Consider the following 24871-nt stretch of genomic DNA (forward strand, 5'->3'; position numbering starts at 1 on the left):
GGCCGATCAGCCCGCCGAGCTCCTCGACTTCTCCCGGCCCCAGCTCACCGCCTAGCTAGAGCAGATTGGCCGCCGCCTCGGCGAGCTTGGAGCGCTCGCCCTTCGTGAGGGTGACGTGGCCGGCGATCGGCTCGTTCATGAAGCGGTGGACCACGTGGACCAGGCCGTTGCTGGTGCTGTCCACGTAGGGGTTGTCGATCTGGTAGGGGTCGCCGGTGAGCACGATCTTCGTGTTGTCACCGGCGCGGGTGATGATCGTCTTCACCTCGTGGGGCGTGAGGTTCTGCGCCTCGTCCACGATGATGTACTGCTGGGGGATCGAGCGGCCGCGGATGTAGGTCAGCGGCTCGATGGACATGATCCCCAGATCGACCAGCTCCTGGTAGGAGCGGCCGGCCTTCTTGTCCGCCCGGGAGAGGCCCATCAGGAACTCGACGTTGTCGTAGATGGGCTGCATCCAGGGGTTGAGCTTCTCCTCGACGTCGCCGGGGAGGTAGCCGATGTCGCGCCCCATCGGGAAGATGGGCCGGCTCACCAGGAGCTTGTGGTAGACGCCCTCCTCCATCACCTTCTGGAGGGCCGCGGCGATGGCCAGCAGGGTCTTGCCGGTGCCCGCCTTGCCCACCATGGTGACCAGGCTGATCTCGTCGTTGAGCAGCACGTCGAGGGCGAAGGCCTGCTCCTTGTTGCGAGGGCGGATGCCCCAGATCCCCTCCTTGGGGACCCGGATCAGGGGCAGCAGGGTCTGATCGGCGCCGCGGTACTTGGCCAGGGCCGTATGCGAGGGGTTCGCCGAGTCGATGAGCACGGCGTGCTCGTTGGGGCGCATCTCGATCTCACCCGGCGCGTCGATGACGCTGTCCCGGTAGAAGCGATCGATGGCGCCGGGCTCGACGGTGAGCTCCTGCATCCCCGAGTAGAGCTCGGAGATCTGGTGGACCGGCTCGTTCTCGAAGTTCTCCGCCTCCACGCCGAGGGCGTCGGCGCGAATACGAAGGTTGGAGTCCATGGTGACGAAGGTGGTGGGCACCTCCGGGTTCCGGTCGCGGGTGTCGAGGGCCACCGAGAGGATCCGGTTGTCCATCTCATGGGTGTTGGCGAACTCCGCCGGGATCTTCCGGTCGGTGAAGGCCACCCGCAGCGTGCCGCCGTTGTCGAGAGGGACCCCCTCGGCCAGCTGCCCCTTCTCCCGGAGCTCGTCCAGGTAGCGAGAGACCTGCCGGGCGTTGCGGCCGAGCTCGGTGAGGTCCCGCTTGAAGTTGTCGACCTCCTCGATCACGTAGATCGGGATCACGACGTTGTTGTCCCCGAAGCTGAAGAGCGCCCGGGGATCGTGGAGCAGTACGTTGGTATCGAGGATGAAGTTCTTCGCCACGCCGTTCGATGACCGCGTGGTGGTGCCCCCTCCGGGCTCCGACTGCTCCCCGCTCCCGCTCTTCACTGCCGTGTCGACCCTCTCCGACCCTGATGGATTCGTCACAGCACGATCGTAGACGGGAACGGGGGGTCACGGGAACACCCTTCGACCCGTTTCGAGGCGGACGCTCCCCGCTATCGAACGGTGTCGGCCGTCACGACCCGGTTCCGGCCGCCGCGCTTCGCCGCGTAGAGCGCCCGATCGCAGTGATCGATCAGGGGCTGCTTCTCCTGCTCGACGGCCGGGAAGCTCGCGACGCCGGCGGAGAGGGTGACCTGCAGGGGGCCCAGCTCGGTGTGGAAGACCGTCGCCTCCACGGCCTGCCGGATGCGCTCGGCGATCACCCGGGCGCCCTCGAGATCGGTCTCGGGGAGGATCACCGCGAACTCCTCGCCGCCGTAGCGGGCGACGACGTCGGTGTCTCGCGCCTCGCGGCGAAGGATCGCGGCGAACCCGCGCAGCACCTCGTCTCCCACCGGGTGGCCGTAGGTGTCGTTGACGCTCTTGAAGTGATCGACGTCGGTGATCACCAGGCTGCAGCTGCGGCTGTAGCGGCGGGCCGCGGCCAGGTGGCCGTCGAGGGCCTCCTGGAAACGGCGGTGATTGGAGAGGCCGGTGAGCCCGTCGGTGGTGGCCAGCTCCTCGGTCTTCTCGAAGAGGCGGCCGCGGGCGATGGCGCCGGCCGCCTGCATGGCCAGCACGCCCAGCATCCGCACCGGCTCCTCACCGAGCTCGCCCTCGCCCACCGCGCCGCAGACGAGGGTGCCCACCACCGACTCGCCCACGGTCATCGGGATGACCTTCAAGCTGGAGAGGCCCTCGAGGGGCAGCTTCTCGTCGAAGACGACCGTCTTCGACATGACGTGGTAGTCCCGCCCGGGCAGGGTCGAGCCGAGGCGCACGACGTTGGCGACGAGGCCCGCGTTGTCGGCGAAGACCTCGGCCCGCAGGGAGGCGGAGCCGGTCCCCAGGGCCTCGACGATCTTGTGCTGCACCTGCTCGCCCTCTTCCCGCACGAGGGTGACGGCGACGAAGTCGAGGGGGGCGACCTCCTGGGCCTGGCGCGCCACCTGCTCGCAGATCTCGGCGGGCTTGGAGAGGAGGTTGAGCTTCTCGATGGCGCGGAAGAAGCGCGCCTTCTCGTCCTTCTCGCGCCGGATGTAGCCCAGGACCCGCTCGCCCTCGATGGCCCGCAGGACCTCGCGGGCCAGGGTGGTCATCAGCTTCTCGTCGCTCTCGTCGAAGGGGCGATCCTCGAGGCGATCGACCAGCAGCACGCCCCGGGGCAGCGGCTTCTCCCGCCCGGGCACCTTCGCCAGGAGGGGGACGCCGAGGAAGGCGCGGGGGCGCACCGAGCCCTCGTCGTGCACCGCGCCCCGGAACTCACCGTGGATCCGCAGCGGCGCGCCGCGGCTCAGGACGACGCCGGGCAGCCCCTCGCCGGCCAGGATGGGCTCGCGCCGGATCTTCTCGGAGCGCGTCAGGCACTCGCGTAGCCGCATCCGCTCTCCGTCGGGCGAGAGGAGGTAGACGGCGGCGGTGTGGCAGTCCAGGGCGGTCTCGGCCACCTCCAGGGCGCCGCGCACGGCGGCCTCGACCTCGGCCACCGAGGCGATGAGCCACTTCTCCCGTCCGGCCTCCACGTCCCCCGGGCCGTCGTGGGAGACGATCAGCCGGTACTCGCGGGCGCGCTGCTCCAGCTCGGCGAGGTAGGCGTCGAGGCCCTTGCGAGCGGCGCCCCGCGCGCTCTTCACCAGGCCGGAGAGGGCCAGGTCGTAGAGGGCGGCGAAGAGGACGACGAAGACCCCCTCCGCGGCCACCCGCAGGGGCGCGCCCTGGAGGGTGCCGTCGTGGGCGGCCGCCACCAGCAGGGAGAGGAGGACGCCGGCCACCGTCACGATGCAGGCCCGCGCCCCGTGCCAGGGCAGGTAGACCGCCACCAGCAGCAAGAGGAGGGGGCGCAAGGGGGAGGCCGCGCCCCCGCTGAGGGCCAGCCCGGACCAGATGGCCGCGAGGGCCAGGGCGGAGACCTCGAGCTCTCGCCAGAGCGTCACCGGGCGGGCGTCGAGCTGCAGGGACCGCTGCTCCCGGCGCAGGCGAGCGACCAGCGAGGCGCCGAAGGCCAGCCCGGTGAGGGCCAGCAGGCTGCCGTCCAGGAGGGAGAGCTCGCCGGTGAGGCGCGGCGTGGCGTGGATCCAGTGAGCGGTGAGCAGCGCCCCGAGGACCAGCCCACCGTGGGCCAGGAAGAAGGCGGCGATCCGCGCGGCCGGGCGGCGCAGGGCGAGGCCGGGCCCCCGGGCCCAGAAGCGCGAGACCAGCCCGCTCTTGCGGGAGAGGTCCAGGCCGCGGCTGCGGGTCCGGTTGCGGGTGGGCCGCAGGCTGGGCCGGTTCACCGAGGGCGCGCGCACCCGGGCCGTGGGAGAGCTCATTCTTCCACCTCGAAGCGGATGACGATCTCGCCCGGGCGCACCAGGCCGAGCTGATCCCGGGCCACCGTGGCGATGATCTCGGGGTCGTCGCGCAGGGCCTCGACCCGGGCGATCAGCTGCTCGTTCTCGGCGGCCAGGGCGGCGTTGCGGGCCTCGGCCCGGGCGTGCTCGTCCTGGAGACGCTGCACCCGGGCGAAGCCCCCCTCCCCGAGCGCGGAGGCCGCCGCGAGGGCGATCGCCGCCCCCAGAAGCAGGGCGGTCAACTTCCGAGCTCGAGTGCGCACCATGGTGACCGGATGGTAGCACCGGGATCCCGGGCGTCCAGAAAGTGACAGACCTGTTGCAGCCTGCCCGGCGAGAGGGGCTCTAGAGCCCCTTCTCGTCGGCCTTCGTCGCGATCGAGAGGTGCCGGAGGCCCGCCCGCTGGATCCGGTCGAGCACCTCGACGACCCGCCCGTGGGGCACCGACTCGTCGGCCTGGAGCACGATCGGCGAGGGCGGCGAGGCGGCGGCGGCCCCCGAGAGCAGGGCCGCGACCCCGGCCTCGTCGAGGAGGCGCCCCTCGTGGAGCAGGCTCCCCTCCTCCCGCAGGACCAGCACGATGGCGCCGCTGGGCTCCGGGGAGCGCTCGCCCCGGGTGGTGGGCAGCTCCACCCCGAGGGTGCGGTGCTGCACGAAGGAGGTCGTCAGCAGGAAGAAGATCAGCAGGAGGAAGACCACGTCGATGAGCGGCGCGATCTCGATCCGGGCGTCGAAGCCCCGGGGGCGCTTCGAGCCGAAGTTCACGCCGCCTCCTGCTCCATGGCCTCGACCAGGGCCAGGGCCTCCTCCTCCAGGCCGCGCAGGTGGTCCCCGACCCGGGTGTCGAGGTAGCGCCAGGCGATGAAGGCGGGGATGGCGACGGTCAGGCCCGCGGCGGTCGTGATCAGCGCGGCCCAGATCCCCTCGGCGAGCACCGCCGGATCCCCCACCCCGGCGCTGACCACCCGCTGGAAGACCGCGATCATGCCGACCACGGTGCCCAGCAGCCCCAGGAGGGGCTCGATCGAGGCCACGATCCCGAGCACGCCGACGTAGCGCTCGAGGCGAGCGGCCTCGCGCCGGCCGGCCTCCTCCAGGTGCTCCTTCTGGCGCTCACGGCCCCGGCCCCGGGCGGCGAGCCCCTCCGCCAGCACCCGGCCCAGGCTGCTCTCGCTGCCCTTGCAGCGCTCGAGGGCGGCCTCCTCTCCCTGCTCGACGAGGAGGCGCCGGACCTCGTCGCCGAGCCCGGGCGGCGCGACGCGCGCGCGCGTGAGGGCCAGCAGGCGCTCGAGGAAGACGCCCAGGCCGATCACCGATCCCAGGAGGATCGGCACCATCAGCCAGCCACCCTTGGTGATGATCTCCCACATGGCGTCCTCGTCCCTATCGCCTCTGAACCAGCGGCGCCATCACTTCTTCCCGGCCGCCTCGGCCAGGATGGGGTCGAAGGTGCTCGGGGCGATGCCCCCGAGGATCGCCGCGTGGACCTCGCGCCGCCGATCGAGGACGAAGGTCGCGGGGATGCCGGGGATGTGGCCGAAGGGCGAGCGGCCCAGGGTCATCTCCTCGTCGGCCAGGAGGATCGGGTAGTCGATCTCGAAGTGGTCCCGGAAGGGCCGCAGCACCTTCTCCCCTCCCTCGTCGACCGAGATCCCGACGACCCGCACCCCCGGCCGGTGGTGGAGGGTCCGCAGGTAGGGGACCTCGGCGATGCAGGGCATGCACCAGGTGGCGAAGAAGGTGACCACCAGGACGTCGTCCCGTCCGTCCCCCAGGCGGTAGGTGCCGCCCTCCAGGGTGGGCAGGACCACGCTGCCGGGCGAGCCCGGGTCGCGGCCGGGGCCGGGCACGGGCGCCGGGCGGCAGCCGCCGGGACCCAGGAGGCCCAGCCCCGCGAGGAGCAGGGCGGAGATCGGGAAGAGAAGGCGAGACGACTTGGCCACGAGGGGAAGCTTGCCCCAAGATGGGTGGGATGGACCAGGGTGCCCAGGACGGCGGTCGCGCGCCACGGCGCGGCCGGCGCTTCGATCCCGCCGAGGCGATCCACCAGCGGGCGGCGCGGCTGCGCTTCCAGCAGCGGCGCTTCGCCGGCTGCCAGAGCCACGCCGATCTCCTGGAGCAGCCCCTGCGGGTGGTCCAGCTCACCGACCTCCACGTCGGGCGGATCACGCCCGAGGAGGTGCAGTGGACCGCGGTGGATCTGGCCAACGACGCCGCGCCCGATCTGGTCTGCCTGACGGGGGACTACGTGGCCCACTCGCAGGTCTACCTCAGCCTCCTCGAGGAGCTGGTGCGGCGCATCGAGGCCCCGGTGCTGGCGGTGATGGGCAACCACGATCACTGGGCGGGGGTCGGCGAGGTGCGCGGCGCCCTGCAGCGGGGCGGCGCCGAGGTGCTGGGGAACGCCTGCACGGTGCTGGAGCTGAAGGGCCAGCGGCTGCAGGTCCTCGGCCTGGACGACGCCTACACGGCGCACGCCCAGCCCGACCGCGCGCTGCGGCAGCTCCAGCCGGGCCTGCCCACCCTCGGCCTCTCCCACGTCCCGGAGGCGGCCGAGGCCCTCTGGCGCGGGGGCGTCCCCCTCGTCCTCTCGGGTCACACCCACGCCGGGCAGGTGACCGTGGCCCGCCTGCACGAGCTGGCCCTCGGCCGCTTCGCCGGCCACCGCTACGTGCACGGGCTCTACGGCAGCCGCACGGGCAAGGAGGGGGCGGTCTACGTGAGCGCGGGGATCGGGGCCTCGGTGATGCCGCTGCGCGTGGGCCAGGCGGGGCAGCGGGAGATCACGATCTTCGAGCTGGGCCTGCCACCGGCGAGCATTCCCGAGCCGTTGACGGAGCGCGAGCCCCTCAAGGGGAAGCGGCCCTCGGCGCGGAAGCTGCTCCGGCGGCGGCAGCGGATCGAGCGCCTGCGGCGGCGGCGGGAGAAGAAGAGCGACAAGGACTAGCGGGCTAGCTGCACTCCTCGCAGATCCCGTAGAGCTCCATCTTGTGCTTGACCACGGCGAAGCCGTACTCGCCCGCGACCTCCTCCTGCAGCTTCTCGATCCGAGTGTCGACGAACTCGACGATCTTGCCGCACTCGACGCAGATCAGGTGGTCGTGGTGGTCCTCGTCCTGGGCCGAGGGCTCGTAGCGGGCCTGGCCGTCGCCGAAGTGCCGCTCCTGGGCGAGGCCGGACTCCTTGAGGAGGCGGATGGTGCGGTAGACCGTCGCCTGGCTGACCTTGGGATCGATCGCCCGGACCCGGGAGAGGAGCTCGTCGACCCGGAGGTGCTCCTCGCTGGCGAAGAAGACGTCGACGATCAGATCGCGCTGGCGGGTGGACTTCAGCCCCTGCTCACTCAGGTAGGCGCGCAGGGCCTCCCTGGGATCCAGGTTCTGATCCTCGTCGGTGCTCGTCCCGTTCTTGTCCTGGCTCACGCCGGCCTCCCTCTTTCGGTCCGGAGAACGATTTTGAGAACCTAATACCGAGCGCGCCTCCGGTCACGCCCCGTGAGCGGGGCGGCGAGGGCGCCATTGACACCGGCCCACCCTCGCCCCTAATCGAGAGGGGAACAAAACGGGAGGAACCCCCCATGAAGCGCCTGATCGCCTTCGCCAGCATCTTCGCCCTCGCCCTGACCGCCGCCGCCTGTGGCGGCAAGCAGAAGAAGAACGAGAACGTCGTCACCGACGCTCCGCCCCCGCCGCCGCCGGCCCCGACCACCCCGACCTGCGGCGGCTGGATCGTCCTGGCCGAGATGCCCCTGGTCACCGCGGGTGGCTTCAACGCCGGCGCGCTCCAGCGCTCGCTCCTCGACGGCCTGCGCTCCGGTGGCTGCACCGGCGTGACCGCCATCCCGGCCGGCGCCGCGGCCCCGGTGCTCAAGCTCTCGGTCAAGGCCAGCAGCGTGGGCGCCAGCGGCGTGATCAACCTGACCGCCACCGACGCCAACACCGGCGAGCTGAAGTGGCGCTTCCAGGAGCGCGTCGGCCAGGGTGACGCCGGCACCGGCGCCGCCAACGGCCTCGGCCTGAAGATCGCGACCGCCCTGGGCGGCTGATCGACGATCCGGGTCGACGGGGGAGCGGTGCTCCCCCGGACCCATCAGGGAACGCGGGCGCAGGCGCTGCGGACGCGGGGATCGGGATCCTCGTCGGCCAGGCGCCGCGCCAGCTCCCCCGCCTCCTCTCCCCCGCCCCGGGCGGCCAGGGCCTCGCAGGCCACGGCCCGCACGGCGGGGTCGGTGGATTCGAGGAGGGGCATCAGCGCCACCGGCGCCGGGAGCGTGATCGGCGCGGCCTGGTAGCGCTGCACGCAGGTGGACCCCACCCAGGTGAGCACCAGCACCGCCAGGCCGAACTGCACGAAGGCCTTGCCGGCGTTGTAGCGGCCCTTGCGGACCAGGGTGAAGCGGTAGACGCCGAAGGCCAGCACGAAGCAGCCGAAGACGGCGGGCGGGACGACGTGGATCCAGCGTGGCAGGGTGCCGGCCTGGATCCGGGCCTCCACCGGCAGGGGCAACCCCAGCACGGTGATCCACACGCTCGCGAAGAGCAGCGCCCAGGCGGCGATGCGCAGGAAGGGGATCCAGGCCAGACCGGCGGCGACGACGAGACGACGTGGCATTTTTTGGTCCTACCTCACCGGCCCTGGAGGATGCCGAAGATCTCGTTGAGCCGCTGGTTCGCCTCGCCGTGACGCCCGTCGGCGAAGGCGCCGGTGGCCGAGGCGAGGACCGAGTCGACCTTGGTGCGCTTCTCGGCGTTGAGCTTGGCCTTCTTCCGGGCGGCGTTCAGCCGCGCCATCTTGGCCTGGATGAAGGCCTCGTCGATGGCGATGGCCTGCACCGCGCGCTCGAACTCCTCGACGGCGTCGGCGGCCTGCAGCCAGCGGCCCGCCTTGCTGTGCTGGTAGATCTGCTGCTGCAGGTTCGAGGCGTCCCCGGTGAGATCGCTCGGGAGGATCCCGCGGGCGCGCATCGTCTGCCGGGCCTTCTTGTGATCCCGCTCGACCTCCTTGCGGCCCACCCGCCGGCCGGGATCGCTCGCGGCCACCCGCGCGGGCGCGGCGGCCCCGGCGAGGGCAGCCTCCCGCAGGGCCAGGGCGGCCTCCCGCTCGGCCAGCGCCTTCTCCCGCCGCGCGAGGTCCGCCTCGCGGCCCGCCATCTTGCCCTCCCGCTCGACGAGCTTGCGGCTGGCCTCCGGATCCACGCCCCCACCGGCCGGGGAGACCGGCGCCGGGGTGGCCCCCACGTCCCGGGGCCGCGCCCCCTGGGTGATCAGGCGGGTCTTCTCGGCGTCGAGCACGGCGCGCTGGGAGTCGATCTCGGCCTCCCGCTGGGAGATCGCCGCCTCCCGCTCCAGGAGCTTGCGCTGCTGCTCGACCAGGGCCCGCAGATCGCTGCTCTGGGTGCCGTCGTCCAGGAGCTTCTTGCGGGCGCTCAGGATCTCCTGGCGCTGGCGCTTCAGCTCGGCCTCGCGCTCGGCGATCTGCCGGGCCTCGCTCTCGAGCTTCTCGGTGTCCGCCTGGACCACGATGGTGAGCTCGTCGTCCTGTCCTCCCTCTTCCGGGCAGCCGGGGAGGGCGAGCAGGAGCGCGCAGAGCGCGAGCGGCGGGAGCAGGGCGTGTCTCATGAGGGGCTCCTCTCGGGGGCCGAGGGGACGTCGAGGATCTCGTGGAGGATGATGGGCTCGCTGCGACCCTTCACCCGGGTGGGGGGCAGGGCGCGCGTCTGCACGCGATCGCCGAGCTGCGAGTGGGTCTGGGGCGAGATGAGGATCTGGCCGGGGCCGGCGGCGCTCTCGAAGCGCTGGGCCATGTTCACGGTGTGGCCGATGACCGTGTACTCCATCCGGCTCTCGGCCCCGACGTTGCCGGCGACCGCGAGGCCGGTGTTGATGCCGATGCCCACGTTCACCACCAGCTTGCCGTCCTGGTGGCGCTGCCAGTTGAGCGCGCCGATCCGCTGCTGGATCTCCCAGGCGGTCCGCACGGCGTTGAGCTCGGGGTCGGGCACGGCCCGGGGGGCGCCCCACACCGCCATGATCGCGTCGCCGATGAACTTGTTGATGACCCCGTGGTGGCGGTTCACGGCGTCCACGATGATCTCGAAGTAGGCGTTGAGCAGGGTGAAGATCACGTGGGGATCCTCGCGCTCGGAGGTGCTGCTGAAGTCGCGCATGTCGAGGAAGAGCACGGTCACCTGGCGGGTCTCGCCCGAGAGGTCGGCCTCCCCCTCCTTGCCGCCCAGGAGGTGCTCGGCGATCTCGTCGGAGACGTAGCGCCCCAGGGTGGAGCGCAGCCGCTCGCGTTGCTTGAGGCCCGCGACCATCACGTTGAAGGCGGCCGCCAGGCGCCCCACCTCGTCGCGGGTCTCCAGGGGCGGCACCCCCTGCTCGAGATCCCCCTCGGCCACCCGCCCCATGGCGTCCGCCACCCGGCGGATCGGGCCGGCGAGGCGCCCCGAGAGGAAGATCGCCATCCCCAGGGCGAGGATCATCAAGCCCCCCACGAGCCCGGCGCTCTGGAGGAGCGCGACGCGGGCCCGGCGATCGGCCTCCAGGGTGGACATCCCGATCCGCAGCTGCCCCAGGACCTCCCCCGAGGGGGTCTTCAGCTTGACGGCCAGGCTCTGGTGGACGTTCACCTTGGCGCTGCCCGCGGCGAGCTGCTCCAGCACCTGCGCATGGCCCCCGGCGATCCAGACGTCGGCCAGGGCGGGATCGATCTCCCGCAGGACCACCGGCGAGAGGGCCGAGGCGCCGGTGTCGACCCGCCCCTCCTCGTCCACCACCACCACGTAGGCCAGGGGCAGGCGCAGGGAGGGGGCGTTGTCGACGAAGGCCGCGAGCGCCGCCGGGTCGATCCCGCCGCTGCCGTCGGCGAAGAGGCCGCCCCCGGCGATGGTGCTGCCCAGCTGCTTGAGCTGGGCCCCGATCCGCGCCCGCTCGGCGCCGCGGGCGCGCAGGACCAGGTAGCCCGCCGGCAGGCCCCCGCCCAGGAGGGCCACCAGGGCGGCGAAGCCCATCAGCTTGAAGCGCAGGCTGCGCTTGACGGGCGGCAGCGCGACCGCCTCCGGGGGAACCTGGGGCATGGGCCCCATCCTATCCCTGGTCCCCCACAGCGTCCGGTTTTCGCCCCCTAGCCGGCGGGGACCTCGTCGATCCGGGGCGGCTTCACGTACCACTTGGAGCCGACCTGCTCGAGCTCGAGGACCAGCTCGACGGTGCCGCCCCCCGTACGGCGGCCGAGGGTGATCCGGGCCGTGGCGTCGTCGCCCTGGGGCTCGGAGAGGGCGAAGGGGGTGTCGGGCAGGCGCTGGTAGGCGCCGAGGCGGCCGCCCAGATCGATGCGCAGCTCCTCGCGCTGCTTCTCGTCCAGGCCCGGGGGCGAGAGCTCGACCATCCGCTGGGCGTCCTGATCCTGCAGGGCGTCCAGCCGGGCGACGACCGCCTTCTGGGGGCTCTGCTGGCCGCCGCGCGGCGGACGGCTGGAGGGGCAGGCGCTGACGAGGAGGGCGGCCCCGAGGAGGAGCGCCAGGGGAGCGAGGCGGGCCAGGGAGGGCATCATTCGGGCCTCCAGGGGGGCCCCTCGGGGCGGATGATCAGGACCGGGCAGGTGGCCCGGTGGAGGACGCGCTCGGCGACGCTCCCCACCAGCAGGCCGCCGACGCCACCGCGCCCGTGGGAGGCCATGCAGATGAGGTCGATGTCCTCGCGCTCGGCGGCGGCCAGGATCTCCACCCAGGGCTTCCCCTCGACCGAGATCCGCCGGCAGCCGTTGGTCTCGCAGCGGCCGGCCCACTCCTCCAGCCGGGCCTTCGCCTCGGCGGCGGCCTCGTCGAGGTAGGCGCGGCGTGCCTTGCCGGCGGCGTGCATCCCCGGCGGGGAGGGCCGATCGAAGGCGTGCATGACGATCAGCTCCGCCCCGCAGAGCTTCGCCAGCTCACGGGCGTGGGTGAAGGCCCGCTCGCTGTGCTCGGAGAAGTCGGTGGGCAGGAGGATCCGCTTGTACATGACGTCAGCGGGCCAGGAGGGCCGCGCCGTGGATCTGCCAGGCCGAGCCCTCGAGGGCCCACCGCTCCAGCTCGTCGAAGAGGACCTCGTCGACGCCGAGGCGGTCGGCCAGCTGCCGCAGCCCCTCCCGCTCGACCAGCCGGTAGTCACCGTCCGAGAGGGCGAGGAGCAGCCCCTGCTGGAGGGCGTAGATCCGGGCCTTGCGGCTCTCGATCCGGGCCACGTGGTCGTCGATCGACGTGTGCTCGCGCAGGTCGCGGATCATCGGCTCGAGATCCTCGGGGTCGCGGGAGATCGCCTCCAGGAAGCCCATGAGGAACTGCCGCTCGTCCTGGGAGCGCTGGTGATCGAGATCCATCGTGTGGATCAGGACCCCGAAGACACCCCGCACCTCGTCTCGCGTCAGCTTCACGTTTCACCTCGCATGGCTGCGACTCTAACCCCGGGCCGCCGCGACGGGGAAGCGACCGCGGCGGGCCCGCACCACCAGCCCCAGCCCGGCGCCCAGCAGACCCCAGACCAGGGCGACCCCCAGGTGGAAGGGCAGAACGTGCAGCAGGGAGGTGCTCGGGCAGTGGAGGGTCAGCACCAGCACCGACCAGCCCGCCGCGGCGATCCCCCCCAGGGCGCCCGCCCGCACCGGGTGGAAGGTCGCCCCTCGCAGGAGGAGGAAGAAGATCAGGATCACCGGGCCCAGCTCCAGGATCGAGCCCAGGGCCAGGCAGGTGCGGGCCCCCTCCAGGAGCTCGGCGGCGCCCGGGATCCCGATCCGCCCGTGGTCGAGGAGCTCCTCGGCCAGGGCGTAGCCTCCGAAGGCGAGCCCCACGAGGACCACCACCCCGGCGCGGATCCCGCCGGCCTCGCTCACCTCGGGGCGCGCCTCGAGGAGGGTCAACCAGGTCAGGCCCACGGTGACGGCCACCCAGATCCCGGCCAGGCCGATCCAGGCCAGCCCCAGCCAGGTGGGGGCCTCCCGGCTCGTGGTCATCGCCAGGGCCACGAGCGAGATCAGGGCCCCGCTGCCGGCCGCCAGGCCCACCCGGGCCCAGGTGGGCCAGATCGGGCTCACCGGGGCGGGCGCCTCGCCCACCGCTGCCAGCACCTCCGGCCGGAGGGGCGGCGGGGCCGGGGCCGCGCCGGTCAGGGGAGAGAGGTCCAGGTCCTCGAGGTGCAGGTCGTCGCGCTCGATCATGACGTCCCCTCCCCTCGCGGCCCGCCGCCGGCGGCCTCGACGAAGGCCCTCACCCGGGCGTAGGCCCGGTGGGCCCTCACCTTGAGGGCCCCCTCGCTGACGCCCGCGGCCCGGGCGGCCTCGGCCACGCTGAGCCCCTCGATCTTGAGGAGGATCAGGGCCTCGCGCTGCTGGGGGGGCAGCTCGGCCAGGGCCCGGGAGAGGAGCTGGGCGCTCTCGGTGCGGGCCTCGGCGTCGGCTGGCCGGGCCGTGCCCCCCTCCGGACCGAGGGTGTGGACGACCGCCGCGCTGGCCTCGACGCGCCGGCGGTGGCGGGCGTGGCGGCGGCGGGCGTCGGCGGAGACGTGGCGGGCGATCCCGTAGATCCAGGGCAGGACGGGCTCACCCGGGCGGTGGGTGTGGCGGGCGGCGTGCACCTTCATCCAGGTCTCCTGGTAGAGGTCGTCGGCCAGCCCCGGATCCGGGAAGCCGTGGAGGAAGAAGCGGTGGAGGGCCGGCCCGAGGAGGGCCACCAGGGCCTCGAAGGCCCCTCGCTCACCGCCCTGGTAGCGGCGCATGTGCTCGGCTGCCTGCACATCTCTCTGGTCTGCTTCGCTCATCCCCCGCCCGAGGTTACGGACCCGATCCCGCGCCTTGACGCCCCGGAGGGCATGGTTACCTTCACTTGCGAACACGGTCCAGGGCCCCGAGGGCCCGGCAACGAAGCACGAGAAAGGCAATCGAGATGGGAAAGATCATCGGAATCGACCTGGGAACGACCAACAGCGTGGTCGCGGTGATGGAAGGCAGCGAGCCGAAGGTCATCACGAACGAGGAGGGCGGCCGCACCACCCCCTCGGTGGTGGGCTACGCCAAGGATGGTGAGGTGCTGGTGGGCCAGGTGGCCAAGCGCCAGGCCATCACCAACCCCGAGCACACCGTCTACTCGATCAAGCGCTTCATGGGCCGGAAGTACAACGAGGTCCGCGAAGAGACCAACATGGTCCCCTACAAGGTCGTCAAGTCGAAGAACGGCGACGCCCAGGTCGAGATCGACGGCAAGGAGATCTCTCCCCCCGAGATCAGCGCCAAGATCCTCCAGAAGCTGAAGCGGGCCGCCGAGAACTACCTCGGTGAGACCGTCAGTGAGGCCGTGATCACGGTGCCGGCCTACTTCAACGACAGCCAGCGCCAGGCCACCAAGGACGCCGGCAAGATCGCCGGCCTCGACGTCAAGCGGATCGTGAACGAGCCGACCGCCGCGGCGCTGGCCTACGGCCTCGACAAGAAGTCCGACGAGATCATCGCCGTCTTCGACTTCGGCGGCGGCACCTTCGACATCTCGATCCTCGAGGTGGGCGAGAACGTGGTCGAGGTCATCTCGACCAACGGCGACACCCACCTCGGCGGCGACAACATCGACCAGCGGATCATCGAGTACCTGATCGCCGAGTTCAAGAAGGACCAGGGCATCGACGTCTCCAGCGACAAGATGGTCATCCAGCGCCTCAAGGAGGCCGCCGAGAAGGCGAAGATCGAGCTCTCCAGCGTGCTGGAGACCGAGGTCAACCTGCCCTTCCTCACCGCCGACCAGAGCGGCCCCAAGCACCTCCAGCTGAAGATCAGCCGGGCGAAGCTCGAGCAGATCTGCGAGGACCTCTTCAAGCGCACCCTCGACCCCTGCAAGAAGGCCCTCGAGGACGCCGACAAGAAGGCCTCCCAGATCGACGAGGTGGTGATGGTCGGTGGCTCGACCCGCATCCCGAAGATCAACGAGCTGGTGAAGCAGTTCTTCGGCAAGGAGCCGAACCGCTCGGTGAACCCCGACGAGGTCGTCGCGGTGGGTGCCGCGGTGCAGGCCGGCGTGCTCTCCGGTGAGGTGAAGGACATCCTCCTCCTCGACGTCACCCCGCTCTCCCTGGGCATCGAGACCCTGGGCGGCGTGATGACCCCCCTCATCGCGCGGAACACCACCATCCCGACGCGCAAGTCGGAGATCTTCTCCACCGCCGCCGACAGCCAGACCAGCGTCGAGGTGCACGTCCTCCAGGGCGAGCGCCCCATGGCGAAGGACAACCGCACCCTCGGGCGCTTCCACCTCGACGGCATCCCGCCCGCGCCGCGGGGCGTGCCCCAGGTCGAGGTGACCTTCGACATCGACGCCAACGGCATCGTCCACGTCTCCGCCTCGGACAAGGCCACCGGCAAGGAGCAGAAGATCACCATCACCGCCAGCTCGGGCCTCTCCGACTCCGAGATCGAGCAGGCCGTGAAGGACGCCGAGGCCCACGAGGCCGAGGACGAGAAGAAGCGGGCCGAGATCGAGGCGCGCAACCGCGCCGACACCCTGGCCTACGCCACCGAGAAGACCCTCGCCGAGCACAAGGACAAGATCTCCGAGGACGTCCGCAAGAACGTCGAGGAGAAGCTCGAGGCCCTGAAGAAGGTCCTCCCCGGTGACGACGCCGAGGCCATCGAGACCGCCATGGAGGAGCTCACCAGCGCCTCCCACAAGATGGCCGAGGAGATGTACGCGGCCACCTCGAGCACCTCCGACGACTCCGACGAGGGCGCCGAGGACACCAGCGGCGGCGAGAGCAGCGCGAGCGACGACGACGTCGTCGACGCGGAGTTCGAGGAGAGCAAGGAGGGGTAGCTTCCTCCCTTCTCGGCTGATGAAGAGGAAGGCCTCCGTCCGGTGGGCGGGGGCCTTCTTCATTCCGTCATCGTTCCACCCGCGTACACGTACACGTACACGCGCACGTGCACGGGTTCTCCCTGGTGCCCGGCGGCGTCGACCTGCACCTGGAAGCGACCGAGCACGTGTACGTGTACGTGTACGTTCTCGGAGGGCTAGTCGAAGACGACGGCGATCGACTCTTCCTTCCCCGCCTTCACCGTCACCTTCTTCGTCACCGTCTTGCTCCCGTCCTCGGACACGACCGAGAGGGTATGGGTGCCGGGGTAGAGCTCGATGGCGGGTCCGGGGATGACGCCGACCTTCCGGCCGCGCACCTTCACGGTTCCGCCGGCCCCGAAGGGCCGGGTGATCAGGACCCGCACGCTCCCCGGCTCGAAGCTGCGCTGGAGGGTGGCGGTGCGCCCGGCGACGATCTTCACGCTCTCCTCGTGGGTGCTGCCGTCGGGGAGGGTCAGGCGAACGGAGTGGGTGCCCGGCGGGAGGCTCTGACCGGAGGAGAGCTTCCGCCAGCCCTTCCCCACCCGGATCTCGGCCCGGGTGCGGGCCGGGGAGAGCGCGAGCTGCAGGCGGCCCCGGGTCGGCGCCTTCGGCTCCTCGACGGCGGCGCCCTCGGGATCGGGTCCGGGCTCGACCGGATCGGCCTCCACGGCCGGAGCGGGATCCGGATCCGGGGCCGGCAGGGGATCGGCCGGGGGCGCGGGATCGGGATCGGCGGGGGGGGCCGGCACGGGATCGGCCGCCGCCGGATCACCTCTCCCCGGGACCACCGCGGCCAGCGCGGAAGGGGGATCGTCCGGGGTCTCGCTGCTCCGGCCGAAGACCGCGAGCCCGATCCCGAAGGCGGAGAGCCCCAGCACCAGCGCCGCCGCGCCGAGGGTGAGGTTCTTGCGGGCGGTGAGGCCCTGCACGACGCGAGAGGCGCTGCCGGGCTCGAGCTCCGCTTCGACGGGAGGCGGCGGCGGCCCGGAGGTCGTCACCCCCTGCCCCTGCCCGGAGACCGAGGCGGTCACGGCGACGGAGGGATCCGGCTCCACCCGCGAGTCCCCCTCGCGCTGGTAGCGCGTCCCGGAGCGGGTGCCCGAGGGGGTGCCGCCGGCCAGACCGATGGAGCGGGAGCTGGTGAGGGTGCGCCGGGAGAGGTAGGCCACCGGCCCGCCCTCGTCCACCTCCTGCTGGAGTCGGTCGGCGAAGACATCCCGGACGTAGGCGGCGAGGTGCGCGCTGCTGGCGGGCTCCCCGAGGTGCACCAGGAAGTCCTCGAGGGCGAGCTGGAAGGCCTCGGCGGAGGCGAAGCGGTCCTCCGGATCCTTCACCAGCGCGGCCCGGCAGATCTGGTCGAGCTCGTCGGGGATGATCGGGTTGAGATCCTTCGGCCGCGGGACGTCGCAGCGGACCACCGCGTGGAGGGTGAGGATCTCGGACTTGCGCTTGAAGAGGCGCTGCCCGGTGATCAGCTCGAAGAGCATGATCCCCAGGGCGAAGACGTCGCTGCGGGCGTCGAGCTCCTGCCCCGAGGCCTGCTCCGGCGACATGTAGGCGTACTTCCCCTTGAGCACCCCCGAGCGGGTCTTGCTCGCCCGGTCGGCGGCCTTGGCGATGCCGAAGTCGACCACCTTCACCCCGCCGTCGAAGGTCACCAGCACGTTCTGGGGCGAGACGTCGCGGTGGACGATCCCCAGCGGCCGGCCGTCCCCGGTGGAGAGGCTGTGGGCGTAGTGCAGCCCGGCCGCCGCGTCGCCGATGATCCGGCAGACCAGCGGCAGGGGGATGGGGTTGCGGGCCTTGCGCGAGGCGCGGTCCAGGCGCCGGAGATCCTCGCCGTGGACGTACTCCATGGCGATGTAGAGGGTCTCCTCGCCGTTCTCGTCCTCCTCCCGCCCCAGATCGAAGACCTGGACGACGTTGGGGTGGGTGAGCTTCGCGGCCAGCCGAGCCTCGTCGAGGAACATCGTGACGAACTCGGGGGTGCCCGCCAGGTGCGGGAGCACCTGCTTGACCACCAGGAGCTTCTCGAAGCCCTCGAGCCCCGACTGACGGGCGAGCCACACCTGGGCCATGCCCCCGGCCGCGAGGCGCTTGACGAGCTCGTAGCGCCCGTACTGAGTCGGGTCCATCACGAAGATCGATGGTAGGCGGCGCCTTCCTGGCAGGTCAATGCGAGGGAGGCGGCTTCAGGGGCCGGATCCGGGGGAGGACCAGCATCCCGGTCAGGGCCAGCAGGCCGAGGAGGACGAAGATCATCCGCAGGCCGAGGTTGCTGGTCCGGCGCCGGACCTCCTGCTTCTCCTCCTGCGAGCGCGCGCTCTGGGCGAGGGCGCCCTCCCCCTGCGCCTCCGGGCGGCCGCCGAGCTCGACCTCGATCACCGCGCGGATCCGGGCGTCGGGCTCCTCCCTCCACCGCTGCGCCAGCATCCGCGACGAGACCACGTCCCCCTTCCGGGCCAGCGCGCCCAGGCCGAGCACCGCCCAGCGGCGGGCCTTGAAGAGGCGGTGGGAGAGGAGCTCGGCCAGGGGCTCCCGGTGGACCGGGTTGCCGCTGCCGGCGAGGACCGCCAGGCTCGCGGCCTCGAGGATCACCGCCCGGGGAGTGTCGCGCCCGCCGGTGCGCAGGGCCGTCAGCTCGTCCTCGAGGGCGCCCTGCCGCTCGGCGCTCGCCTCGAGGAGCAGGCCGAGGCTGGCCTCGGCGAGCTCCAGATCGGGATCGGCAAGGAGCGCCCGCGCCGTGGGCACGTCCAGCTCCGCGCCCGCGAGCTGCAGGGCCTGCAGGCGCACCGCCCGGTCGTGTCGATCGTCCGCGGCGATCGAGGCGAGGCGGCGCCGCACCTCGGCGGGCAGCTCGCCCAGGGTCGCCAGGCGGGCGGTGGCGTGCGCGATGAGGGTGGCGTCCTCCTTGCCCAGGGCCTCCAGCCAGAGCGCCTCCAGGGCCGAGCGCCGGGCGGCGCCGGCGTCGGGCAGGCCGACCACGCCCCCGAGGTAGTTCATCCAGTCGGTCTCCCGCTCGACCACCGGCGAGGGCGGGCCGGGCGTGGCCACCTGCCACTGCGGGAGCGACGAGCAGGCGCTCTCCTCTCCCGCGGGCAAGAGCACGATCGCGCCGAGCTTGCCCCGGGGCAGGGCCGGGGCGTGATCGTCCCCGAGGAGCACCGCCACGCTCTCCTTGCGCAGGAGGGTGTCCGCCAGGGGGCGGGTGCGCTCCTCGTCCACCAGCACCTCGATGACCACCTCCTGGATGGCCGGCCGCGCCCCGGCGCCGCAGGGGACCGGGGCCTCCACCGCGCTGGCCAGGCCCACCAGCTCGCCCCGGGCCACCCAGGCGTCGAGGTCCGGCTGCACGTTCAGCAGGTGCGCCCGGGCCCCGGCGGGCGAGAGCGCGAGGAGCAGGGCCAGGGGCAGGCCCCGCCGCCGAAGGGCGAGGAGCGCCAGGAGCAGGAGGCCGGCGAGGAGCCCGCCGCTCGCCCCGGCCCCGGAGGCGCAGCCCCGGCAGCCCCGCGTGTCCTTCTTCTGATCCACCGGGGTGAAGGTCACCTCCCGGCCGAAGCAGGTCACCGTGGGGGCGTCGATCGGGTAGGTGTCGCAGAAGCACTCCAGGTCGTCGTCCTCGAGGCTGCGCTTGAGGATCTCTCCCTGCGGCGCCGAGGCGTACATGGTCGAGAGGGGCACCGCGGAGTGATCGAGGCCGACGATGTGGCCGGCCTCGTGGGTGACGGTGTTCTCGATGTCGGTGCGCACGCAACCGGTGGCGAGGCACTCGTCCTGGAAGCAGCGCTCGCTGGCGAGGCAGTCGCTGTCCTGCAGGCAGCGCGGGGGCGGCAGGGGATCGTCGCAGGTCGGCGCGTCGAGGGCGGTGAACCAGTAGTCCACGCCGTTGAGCTCGATGTCCGCGTCCACCAGCGACCCGGTGATCCGGCTGAAGGTGGTGGTGGTCACGGCGATGACCCCCCGGGGGTGCTCCCAGCAGTCATAGGCCGAGCCGCAGCACTCGCCGCCGGTGTCGAGGCAGGACCAGCAGGGGTCCGAGGCCGGGACCACCTCGCGACAGAGGGCCTCGCGCCAGACGATCAGGTTCTGGTTGTCGGGATCCGCCACCCGGAAGCCGACGTCGGTGTGGGAGGTCAGGCCGCGGTATTCGAAGGCGAAGTCGCTGCAGGCCGCGCCGGTCCACTGCCCCACCCCGCGCTCGACGGCGTCGAAGTCGCTGCCGTCGCCCAGGTCGTCGCTGCCCGCCTGGTTCACGTGGATGGGCACCGTGCGCAGGCCCCAGTAGAGGCAGGGGCCGCCGGGGGCGGTGCGGGTGCGGACGCAGGCCTCCGCGGGCGCGGGGAGCGCCGTCAGGACCAGGGCGGCCAGGGCGAGGGCTAGGGCGACGAGGGCTCTCATGCCCGGGCCCCCGGGGTCTTCAGGGAGAGGCCGAGCGCGAGCACGAGCGCGAGCGCGAGCGTGGGCGGCGCCCCCTGGTTGGACGTGGCGCAGCCCGTCTCCTCCTCCGGCAGACAGCTCTCCGGGAGGGTGAGCGCGGCGAAGTGGGTGCGCTCCTTGCCGTTCGCGCCCCGCAGGGTGACGTCCCAGCTGCGGCCCGGGGAGGTGGTGAGCGGATCGAGGCCGGAGGGTCCGATCGCCTCCCCGGTCTCGCTCTCGCTCAGCAGGACCTCGGGCTCGGGCTCGCCGGGCGCCGGCTCGACTCGCAGCGTCAGCGCACAGCCCTCGACGATCACCGTGGCGTGGGGAGGCGCGCCGGTGCCCGGTCCGTAGAGCGCGCGCAGGCCGGCGAGGTCGTCGGCGGCCGGGCGGCGGCGGGAGGTGTCGCCGGGGCTGGCCGCGGGGAAGAGGGCCGCCTCCCGGATCGAGGCCGGAGCGTCGGCGCAGCGGATCGGCCCCGGTCCGTCGCAGGCGTGCTCGAGGCCCAGGAGGTGCCCGACCTCGTGGGTCACCACCGACCAGAGATCCAGGGCGTCGGCCGCCGGAGTCTCGTCCGCCCAGTTGAATTCCACGGCGTTCAGGCCGAGGTCCGCCTCGAGCAGCTGGCTCGTTCCGGCGGCGCTCAGGTGGAGGGTCGCCCCGGCGGTGGTGCGGGCGTCCCCCAGCTCGGGCGGCCAGCCGACCGCCTCGAGCACCACCGCCGAGCTCTCCCCATCGCCGCTGACGAAGGCCTCGTCGATCGGACCCTCGTAGCGCAGGGCCACCGGCGAGTCGGGCGGCGCCATCCAGGCCTCGAAGCCGCGGCGCAGGAGGCGCAGCCGCTCCTCGCACCGGCGCTCGGTCGGGCCGAGGCGGTAGGGCACGGGGAAGCTCGCCCAGCGCAGGGGCTCCCCGCCGGGCCCGGCGTAGTGCTCGTAGGCCCGGGCGGCGGAGGGCGGACCGAGGGTCAGCAGCGCCCCGCCGAGCGCGAGGATGGCCCGCGCGCACCTCATGGCCGGCCGCCCTCCCCGATCTCGGCCTCGAGCAGCCGGGGCAGCTCGGCGAGGGTCAGGCGCAGCTCGCCGACCTCCGCCCGCGGCTCGCCCGGACGGGTGGCCAGCCGGACGGCGTCCGGCTCGAGCACGGCCTCGGCCCCGGCGCCCTCGCCCCGCAGCCGCCAGATCGAGGCGCCCAGGAGGGTGAGGTCGAGGCGCGCCCGCGCGCCGCCGGGCCGGGGCCGCAGGAAGAGGAGGAGGCGGTCTCCCGCCTCGACCCGGGGCACGGCCCCCACCCGCTGGCCCAGCTCGCCCAGATCTCCGCCGGGCAGCACGATCTCCAGCTCGGCGGGGGCGGCCTCCCCGGCGCCGCGGAAGAAGGTGGTGGGCGCGAGCCGCACCAGGGTCAGGATCTTCCGCCCCTGATCCACCGAGACCGCCCGGGCCTCGAGGACCTCGCCGGTGCACACCACGCTCGCCTCCGCCGCCGCGCGGCGCACCACCTCCTGGAGGCCCACCGGGCTGGAGGTGTCCGCGCCCACGGGGAGCGCCGGCAGTAGGGCCAGGGCGAGGGCCGCCAGGTGGAGTCGCGCGGAGAGCATCCCCTGCACCATAGCAATGGGCGGGGGGCGTGCGGGACGGTGGATTTGCCGGGGGAGGAGGTGCTAATTGCGGCCACCATGTCCGGAAAGCCCCGCCTCCGCTTCGCCCCCTCCCCGACCGGCTACCTCCACCTCGGCGGTGCCCGGACGGCCCTCTTCAACTGGCTGATCGCCCGCAAGCTCGGCGGCACCTTCGTGCTGCGGATCGAGGACACCGATCAGGCCCGCTCCACCGAGGAGTCGACGGCCGCGATCTTCGACGGCCTGCGCTACCTCGGCCTCGACTGGGACGAGGGTCCCCTGAAGGGGGGCGACTACGGCCCCTACGTGCAGACCGAGCGCAAGGCGCTCTACCGCGAGCACGCCGAGCGCCTGATCGCCGGGGGCAAGGCCTACCGGTGCCGCTGCAGCCAGGCCGAGCTCGACCTCCTGCGCGAGGCCGCGGCCGAGGCGAACGTGCAGTTCCGCTACCCGGGCACCTGCCGGGACCAGGCGGTGTCGGAGGACGAGGACTACGTGGTGCGCATCAAGATGCCCGAGCTGGGCAGCACCACCTTCGAGGACCTGGTCCGGGGCCGGATCACCACGCCCCACGAAACCCTCCAGGACGAGGTCATCCTCCGCAAGGACGGCGTCCCCCTCTACAACTTCGGCTGCGTCGTGGACGACGCCACCATGGAGATCGACGTGGTGGCCCGCGGCGACGACCACATCAACAACACCGCCCGGCAGATCCTGATGTACCAGGCCCTGGGCTACGAGCCGCCGAAGTTCGCCCACCTGCCGATGATCCTGGGCGACGACAAGAAGCGCCTCTCCAAGCGCCACGGCGCGGTGAGCGTCAGCGTGTACCGGGATCTGGGCTACCTGCCCCACGCCATGGTGAACTACCTGGTGCGCCTGGGCTGGTCCCTCGACGACAAGACCGAGGTCTTCAGCCTCGAGGACCTCCTCGAGCACTTCGACTTCTCCCGGGTCTCCAAGTCGGCGGCGGTCTTCAACCCCGAGAAGCTCACCTGGCTCAACCAGCACTGGATCAAGGAGAGCGAACCTTCGGCCCTGGCCCCGGAGATCGTGGAGCGCCTCGCCGGCCTCGGCTTCGAGGCCAGCGCCGACGAGAAGCTGCTGGCGATCATCGCCGCCCTGCAGCCGCGGGTGGGCACCCTGCAGGAGATGGCCGAGAGCGCGACCGTCTACTACCGCTCCGGCGTCGAGAGCTGGGACGAGAAGGCGGTGAAGAAGTTCCTCGACCCGAAGTTCAGGCCCCAGCTCCAGGCGGCCCGCGACCAGCTCGCCGGCCTCGACCCCTACGACGCCGAGGCCATGGAGGAGTGGGCCCGCGGCTACGCCGAGGCCAACGCGCTGGGCCTGGGCAAGGTGGCCCAGCCCCTCCGGGTGGCCCTGGTGGGCGGCACGGCCTCGCCGGGCATCTTCGAGACCATCGCCATGGTGGGCCGCGACGAGGCCCTGGCCCGGATCGACACCGCCCTGGGGATGATGGACGCGGCGGGCGAGGCGTGAGCAGCGCCGGAGCCGAGGCCGGGGGGAGGGGGCTCTACGCCCGGGGCAAGCGCTTCCTGGTCGAGGGGGTCGGCGACAGCTTCGACGGCCTCGACCTCGGCGCCTTCGTGATCGTCGCGGTGGGCTGCGCCGGGCTCCTGCTCTCGCGCTACCACGGCACCGTCGGCGCCTACCACCGCTACTTCCGCGGGGCGTTCCGCGACTGGCCCCTGGAGCCGGTCTACGACCACGTCTACTGGTTCGCCGCCTCCTTCGTCTGCTACGGCCTGCTGCCCTTCCTGGTCGTGGTGCTCCTGAAGAGCGAGAAGCTCTCGGAGTACGGGCTGGGGCTGGGCGACTGGCGCCTGGGCCTGAAGGTCTCGGGCTTCTTCTTCGTGATCATGGTGCCGCTGGTCCTCTACTTCGCCCAGACGGACGCCTTCCGCCTCACCTACCCCCTGGATCGGGACGCGGTGCGCTCCTGGAGCCACTTCTGGCTCTACGAGCCCGGCTACTGGTTCTACTTCGTGGCCTGGGAGTTCCTCTTCCGGGGCTACCTCCTCTTCGGCCTCCACAAGCGGATGGGCAACCACGCCATCTGGGTGCAGCTGATGCCCTTCGTGCTGATGCACACCGGCAAGCCCGAGGTCGAGGCCTTCGCCTCGATCATCGCCGGGGTGGCCCTCTGCGTGCTGGCGCTGCGGACCCGCTCCTTCTGGTGGGGCGCCTTCCTCCACGCCGCGGTGGCCGGCTTCATGGACCTGACCTGCGCCCTCGCCCGCATCAAGTCCTAGCCCCGCATTTGACAGCGCCGGGCGACGGAATCTAGAAGGAACGTCGTGATTGACACCCCAAGGAAGGCTCGCTATGTAGCCGCCTCCCTCGCGCTGGCGGGGGCCCTGTTGCTCCTCCCGGGGAGCGTGTCAGCAGCCGAATACACCATGGATCTCGGGGCCACCCTCCCCAAGTGGGTGAAGAAGCTCGAGGAGCATCGCTACCGCTCACCGTGGGACTGGGACGCCACCCTGAAGTGGCTCGACCGGACCTACGCCAAGTGGGAGTACCCGCGGATCCGCATCGTGAACAAGCCGGGCATCAAGGCCTTCCACCTGAAGAACAGGAAGAAGAAGGCCGACTGGGACGGGATCAACGTCTACCAGCTCGAGTCGGGCGAGGTCCGCTTCTTCGTCGTGGAACGCGAGAAAGAGGCGAAGACAGCTCCGAAGAAGTCCGGTAAATAACTACGCATACTGGGATGTCGTCTAACGGCAGGACGACGGGTTCTGGCCCCGTTAATCAAGGTTCGAATCCTTGCATCCCAATATTTCCCTTGTTGAATACAGGCAGTTCTATCCAGCCCGGTTGCTCTTCGGCTCCGGGGCGATTTTGGGTTTCGCTTCCTGGAAGTTCTGTCGTATAGAGTCGTCCACGTGAGAGCAGTAAAGATGGCCCCTTCGTCTAGCGGTTAGGACGTCGGCCTCTCACGCCGAAAACATGGGTTCGAGTCCCGTAGGGGTCACCAGCTGAAACCCCCCGATTCGTCGGGGGGTTTCTTTTTTCCGTCGAGGCTCCGGCCGCACCCCTTCACAAGCTGCTGCGGCAGGCCGAGAGCGTACCGGTGGTCGAGAAGATCGAGGCGT

25 protein-coding genes and 2 tRNA genes are annotated in these 24871 nt (G+C 71.9%); 8 read left to right on the forward strand and 19 right to left on the reverse strand.

Translation table 11 applies throughout. The features are described 5' to 3' along the window. Nucleotides 1-55: 55 nt before the first annotated feature. From P1V51_18470 to P1V51_18495, 6 genes are all read right to left on the reverse strand, one after another. A complete protein-coding gene (locus P1V51_18470; GenBank protein ID MDF1565030.1) occupies nucleotides 56-1375 on the reverse strand; it encodes a PhoH family protein in 1320 nt (439 codons plus the stop codon). A 176-nt stretch (nucleotides 1376-1551) separates the two neighbouring features. Continuing rightward, nucleotides 1552-3846: a diguanylate cyclase gene (locus tag P1V51_18475; GenBank protein ID MDF1565031.1), complete on the reverse strand. Its 2295-nt coding sequence runs from the start codon at nucleotides 3844-3846 to the stop codon at nucleotides 1552-1554. Continuing rightward, on the reverse strand, nucleotides 3843-4109 hold the full coding sequence (locus tag P1V51_18480) for a septum formation initiator family protein (protein MDF1565032.1): 267 nt from the start codon (nucleotides 4107-4109) through the stop codon (nucleotides 3843-3845). Before P1V51_18480 ends, P1V51_18475 begins: the two co-directional genes overlap by 4 nt. Nucleotides 4110-4212: 103 nt before the next feature. Next, on the reverse strand, nucleotides 4213-4632 hold the full coding sequence (locus tag P1V51_18485) for a biopolymer transporter ExbD (protein MDF1565033.1): 420 nt from the start codon (nucleotides 4630-4632) through the stop codon (nucleotides 4213-4215). Further along, the gene (locus P1V51_18490) at nucleotides 4629-5237 is read right to left on the reverse strand and encodes a MotA/TolQ/ExbB proton channel family protein (GenBank protein MDF1565034.1); all 609 of its coding nucleotides are present in this window, start codon (nucleotides 5235-5237) and stop codon (nucleotides 4629-4631) included. Before P1V51_18490 ends, P1V51_18485 begins: the two co-directional genes overlap by 4 nt. 39 nt (nucleotides 5238-5276) lie before the next feature. Further along, nucleotides 5277-5810: a TlpA disulfide reductase family protein gene (locus tag P1V51_18495; protein ID MDF1565035.1), complete on the reverse strand. Its 534-nt coding sequence runs from the start codon at nucleotides 5808-5810 to the stop codon at nucleotides 5277-5279. 29 nt (nucleotides 5811-5839) lie between these two features. On the opposite strand from P1V51_18495, the gene P1V51_18500 reads away from it, so the two are divergent. Then, the gene (locus tag P1V51_18500; GenBank protein MDF1565036.1) at nucleotides 5840-6814 is read left to right on the forward strand and encodes a metallophosphoesterase; all 975 of its coding nucleotides are present in this window, start codon (nucleotides 5840-5842) and stop codon (nucleotides 6812-6814) included. Between the two features lie 4 nt (nucleotides 6815-6818). On the opposite strand, the gene P1V51_18505 is transcribed toward P1V51_18500, so the two are convergent. Next, a complete protein-coding gene (locus tag P1V51_18505; GenBank protein ID MDF1565037.1) occupies nucleotides 6819-7289 on the reverse strand; it encodes a transcriptional repressor in 471 nt (156 codons plus the stop codon). Nucleotides 7290-7444: 155 nt separating this feature from the next. Between P1V51_18505 and P1V51_18510 the strand changes: the two genes are divergently transcribed. Beyond that, nucleotides 7445-7912, forward strand: coding sequence for a hypothetical protein (locus P1V51_18510; GenBank protein MDF1565038.1), 468 nt, complete (start codon nucleotides 7445-7447; stop codon nucleotides 7910-7912). Between the two features lie 44 nt (nucleotides 7913-7956). On the opposite strand, the gene P1V51_18515 is transcribed toward P1V51_18510, so the two are convergent. The 8 genes from P1V51_18515 to P1V51_18550 are packed head-to-tail and all read right to left on the reverse strand — an operon-like array spanning nucleotide 7957 to nucleotide 13658. Next, nucleotides 7957-8478 carry a HEAT repeat domain-containing protein gene (locus tag P1V51_18515; GenBank protein MDF1565039.1) on the reverse strand — a complete coding sequence of 174 codons (522 nt, stop codon included), beginning with the start codon at nucleotides 8476-8478 and terminating at the stop codon, nucleotides 7957-7959. Between the two features lie 14 nt (nucleotides 8479-8492). After that, nucleotides 8493-9485 carry a hypothetical protein gene (locus P1V51_18520; protein MDF1565040.1) on the reverse strand — a complete coding sequence of 331 codons (993 nt, stop codon included), beginning with the start codon at nucleotides 9483-9485 and terminating at the stop codon, nucleotides 8493-8495. Continuing rightward, entirely contained in the window at nucleotides 9482-10945 is a 1464-nt protein-coding gene (locus P1V51_18525) for an adenylate/guanylate cyclase domain-containing protein (protein ID MDF1565041.1), read from the reverse strand. The genes P1V51_18520 and P1V51_18525 overlap by 4 nt, the downstream gene beginning before the upstream one ends. A 47-nt stretch (nucleotides 10946-10992) precedes the next feature. Then, nucleotides 10993-11421, reverse strand: coding sequence for a hypothetical protein (locus P1V51_18530; GenBank protein ID MDF1565042.1), 429 nt, complete (start codon nucleotides 11419-11421; stop codon nucleotides 10993-10995). After that, entirely contained in the window at nucleotides 11418-11867 is a 450-nt protein-coding gene (locus P1V51_18535; GenBank protein ID MDF1565043.1) for a universal stress protein, read from the reverse strand. The genes P1V51_18530 and P1V51_18535 overlap by 4 nt, the downstream gene beginning before the upstream one ends. Nucleotides 11868-11871: 4 nt before the next feature. Continuing rightward, entirely contained in the window at nucleotides 11872-12279 is a 408-nt protein-coding gene (locus tag P1V51_18540; protein MDF1565044.1) for a TerB family tellurite resistance protein, read from the reverse strand. A gap of 24 nt (nucleotides 12280-12303) precedes the next feature. Then, entirely contained in the window at nucleotides 12304-13059 is a 756-nt protein-coding gene (locus P1V51_18545; protein ID MDF1565045.1) for an NrsF family protein, read from the reverse strand. Beyond that, nucleotides 13056-13658: an RNA polymerase sigma factor gene (locus tag P1V51_18550; protein MDF1565046.1), complete on the reverse strand. Its 603-nt coding sequence runs from the start codon at nucleotides 13656-13658 to the stop codon at nucleotides 13056-13058. Before P1V51_18550 ends, P1V51_18545 begins: the two co-directional genes overlap by 4 nt. A gap of 125 nt (nucleotides 13659-13783) precedes the next feature. Between P1V51_18550 and dnaK the strand changes: the two genes are divergently transcribed. Beyond that, nucleotides 13784-15694: a molecular chaperone DnaK gene (dnaK, locus tag P1V51_18555; GenBank protein ID MDF1565047.1), complete on the forward strand. Its 1911-nt coding sequence runs from the start codon at nucleotides 13784-13786 to the stop codon at nucleotides 15692-15694. Between the two features lie 197 nt (nucleotides 15695-15891). Here the strand turns inward: dnaK and P1V51_18560 are convergent, their stop codons facing one another. Genes P1V51_18560 through P1V51_18575 form a run of 4 tightly spaced genes read right to left on the reverse strand, consistent with a single transcriptional unit; the run spans nucleotide 15892 to nucleotide 21731 of the window. Then, nucleotides 15892-17853: a serine/threonine-protein kinase gene (locus tag P1V51_18560; protein ID MDF1565048.1), complete on the reverse strand. Its 1962-nt coding sequence runs from the start codon at nucleotides 17851-17853 to the stop codon at nucleotides 15892-15894. Nucleotides 17854-17890: 37 nt separating this feature from the next. Continuing rightward, a complete protein-coding gene (locus P1V51_18565; protein ID MDF1565049.1) occupies nucleotides 17891-20116 on the reverse strand; it encodes a matrixin family metalloprotease in 2226 nt (741 codons plus the stop codon). Further along, nucleotides 20113-21147 (reverse strand): hypothetical protein, encoded by a 1035-nt coding sequence (locus tag P1V51_18570; protein MDF1565050.1) that lies wholly within the window; start codon nucleotides 21145-21147, stop codon nucleotides 20113-20115. Before P1V51_18570 ends, P1V51_18565 begins: the two co-directional genes overlap by 4 nt. Beyond that, a complete protein-coding gene (locus P1V51_18575; GenBank protein MDF1565051.1) occupies nucleotides 21144-21731 on the reverse strand; it encodes a hypothetical protein in 588 nt (195 codons plus the stop codon). The genes P1V51_18570 and P1V51_18575 overlap by 4 nt, the downstream gene beginning before the upstream one ends. Before the next feature lie 78 nt (nucleotides 21732-21809). Here P1V51_18575 and gltX point away from each other — a divergent pair, with 78 nt between their 5' ends. The 5 genes from gltX to P1V51_18600 all read left to right on the forward strand — a co-directional run bounded on the left by gltX (nucleotide 21810) and on the right by P1V51_18600 (nucleotide 24753). Next, complete coding sequence (gltX, locus tag P1V51_18580) at nucleotides 21810-23252, forward strand: glutamate--tRNA ligase (GenBank protein ID MDF1565052.1); 1443 nt, start codon at nucleotides 21810-21812, stop codon at nucleotides 23250-23252. Next, nucleotides 23249-24025 (forward strand): CPBP family intramembrane metalloprotease, encoded by a 777-nt coding sequence (locus tag P1V51_18585; protein MDF1565053.1) that lies wholly within the window; start codon nucleotides 23249-23251, stop codon nucleotides 24023-24025. Before gltX ends, P1V51_18585 begins: the two co-directional genes overlap by 4 nt. A 147-nt stretch (nucleotides 24026-24172) precedes the next feature. Continuing rightward, entirely contained in the window at nucleotides 24173-24472 is a 300-nt protein-coding gene (locus P1V51_18590) for a hypothetical protein (protein ID MDF1565054.1), read from the forward strand. A 10-nt stretch (nucleotides 24473-24482) separates the two neighbouring features. Beyond that, nucleotides 24483-24553: transfer RNA gene (locus P1V51_18595), tRNA-Gln, on the forward strand. 125 nt (nucleotides 24554-24678) lie between these two features. Further along, nucleotides 24679-24753, forward strand: a tRNA-Glu gene (locus P1V51_18600). The last annotated feature ends 118 nt before the right edge of the window (nucleotides 24754-24871 follow it).

This window comes from Deltaproteobacteria bacterium (assembly GCA_029210625.1).
Classification (GTDB): domain Bacteria; phylum Myxococcota; class Myxococcia; order SLRQ01; family SLRQ01; genus JARGFU01.

Excerpts from the sequence above, each read along its gene's own strand:
- P1V51_18475 (MDF1565031.1), bottom strand. The coding sequence starts at position 3,846 with ATGAGCTCTCCCACGGCCCGGGTGCGCGCGCCCTCGGTGAACCGGCCC.
- P1V51_18490 (MDF1565034.1), bottom strand. The coding sequence starts at position 5,237 with ATGTGGGAGATCATCACCAAGGGTGGCTGGCTGATGGTGCCGATCCTC.
- P1V51_18500 (MDF1565036.1), top strand. The coding sequence starts at position 5,840 with ATGGACCAGGGTGCCCAGGACGGCGGTCGCGCGCCACGGCGCGGCCGG.
- P1V51_18510 (MDF1565038.1), top strand. The coding sequence starts at position 7,445 with ATGAAGCGCCTGATCGCCTTCGCCAGCATCTTCGCCCTCGCCCTGACC.
- P1V51_18515 (MDF1565039.1), bottom strand. The coding sequence starts at position 8,478 with ATGCCACGTCGTCTCGTCGTCGCCGCCGGTCTGGCCTGGATCCCCTTC.
- P1V51_18520 (MDF1565040.1), bottom strand. The coding sequence starts at position 9,485 with ATGAGACACGCCCTGCTCCCGCCGCTCGCGCTCTGCGCGCTCCTGCTC.
- P1V51_18525 (MDF1565041.1), bottom strand. The coding sequence starts at position 10,945 with ATGCCCCAGGTTCCCCCGGAGGCGGTCGCGCTGCCGCCCGTCAAGCGC.
- P1V51_18530 (MDF1565042.1), bottom strand. The coding sequence starts at position 11,421 with ATGATGCCCTCCCTGGCCCGCCTCGCTCCCCTGGCGCTCCTCCTCGGG.
- P1V51_18535 (MDF1565043.1), bottom strand. The coding sequence starts at position 11,867 with ATGTACAAGCGGATCCTCCTGCCCACCGACTTCTCCGAGCACAGCGAG.
- P1V51_18545 (MDF1565045.1), bottom strand. The coding sequence starts at position 13,059 with ATGATCGAGCGCGACGACCTGCACCTCGAGGACCTGGACCTCTCTCCC.
- P1V51_18550 (MDF1565046.1), bottom strand. The coding sequence starts at position 13,658 with ATGAGCGAAGCAGACCAGAGAGATGTGCAGGCAGCCGAGCACATGCGC.
- dnaK (MDF1565047.1), top strand. The coding sequence starts at position 13,784 with ATGGGAAAGATCATCGGAATCGACCTGGGAACGACCAACAGCGTGGTC.
- P1V51_18560 (MDF1565048.1), bottom strand. The coding sequence starts at position 17,853 with ATGGACCCGACTCAGTACGGGCGCTACGAGCTCGTCAAGCGCCTCGCG.
- P1V51_18565 (MDF1565049.1), bottom strand. The coding sequence starts at position 20,116 with ATGAGAGCCCTCGTCGCCCTAGCCCTCGCCCTGGCCGCCCTGGTCCTG.
- P1V51_18570 (MDF1565050.1), bottom strand. The coding sequence starts at position 21,147 with ATGAGGTGCGCGCGGGCCATCCTCGCGCTCGGCGGGGCGCTGCTGACC.
- P1V51_18575 (MDF1565051.1), bottom strand. The coding sequence starts at position 21,731 with ATGCTCTCCGCGCGACTCCACCTGGCGGCCCTCGCCCTGGCCCTACTG.
- gltX (MDF1565052.1), top strand. The coding sequence starts at position 21,810 with ATGTCCGGAAAGCCCCGCCTCCGCTTCGCCCCCTCCCCGACCGGCTAC.
- P1V51_18590 (MDF1565054.1), top strand. The coding sequence starts at position 24,173 with ATGGATCTCGGGGCCACCCTCCCCAAGTGGGTGAAGAAGCTCGAGGAG.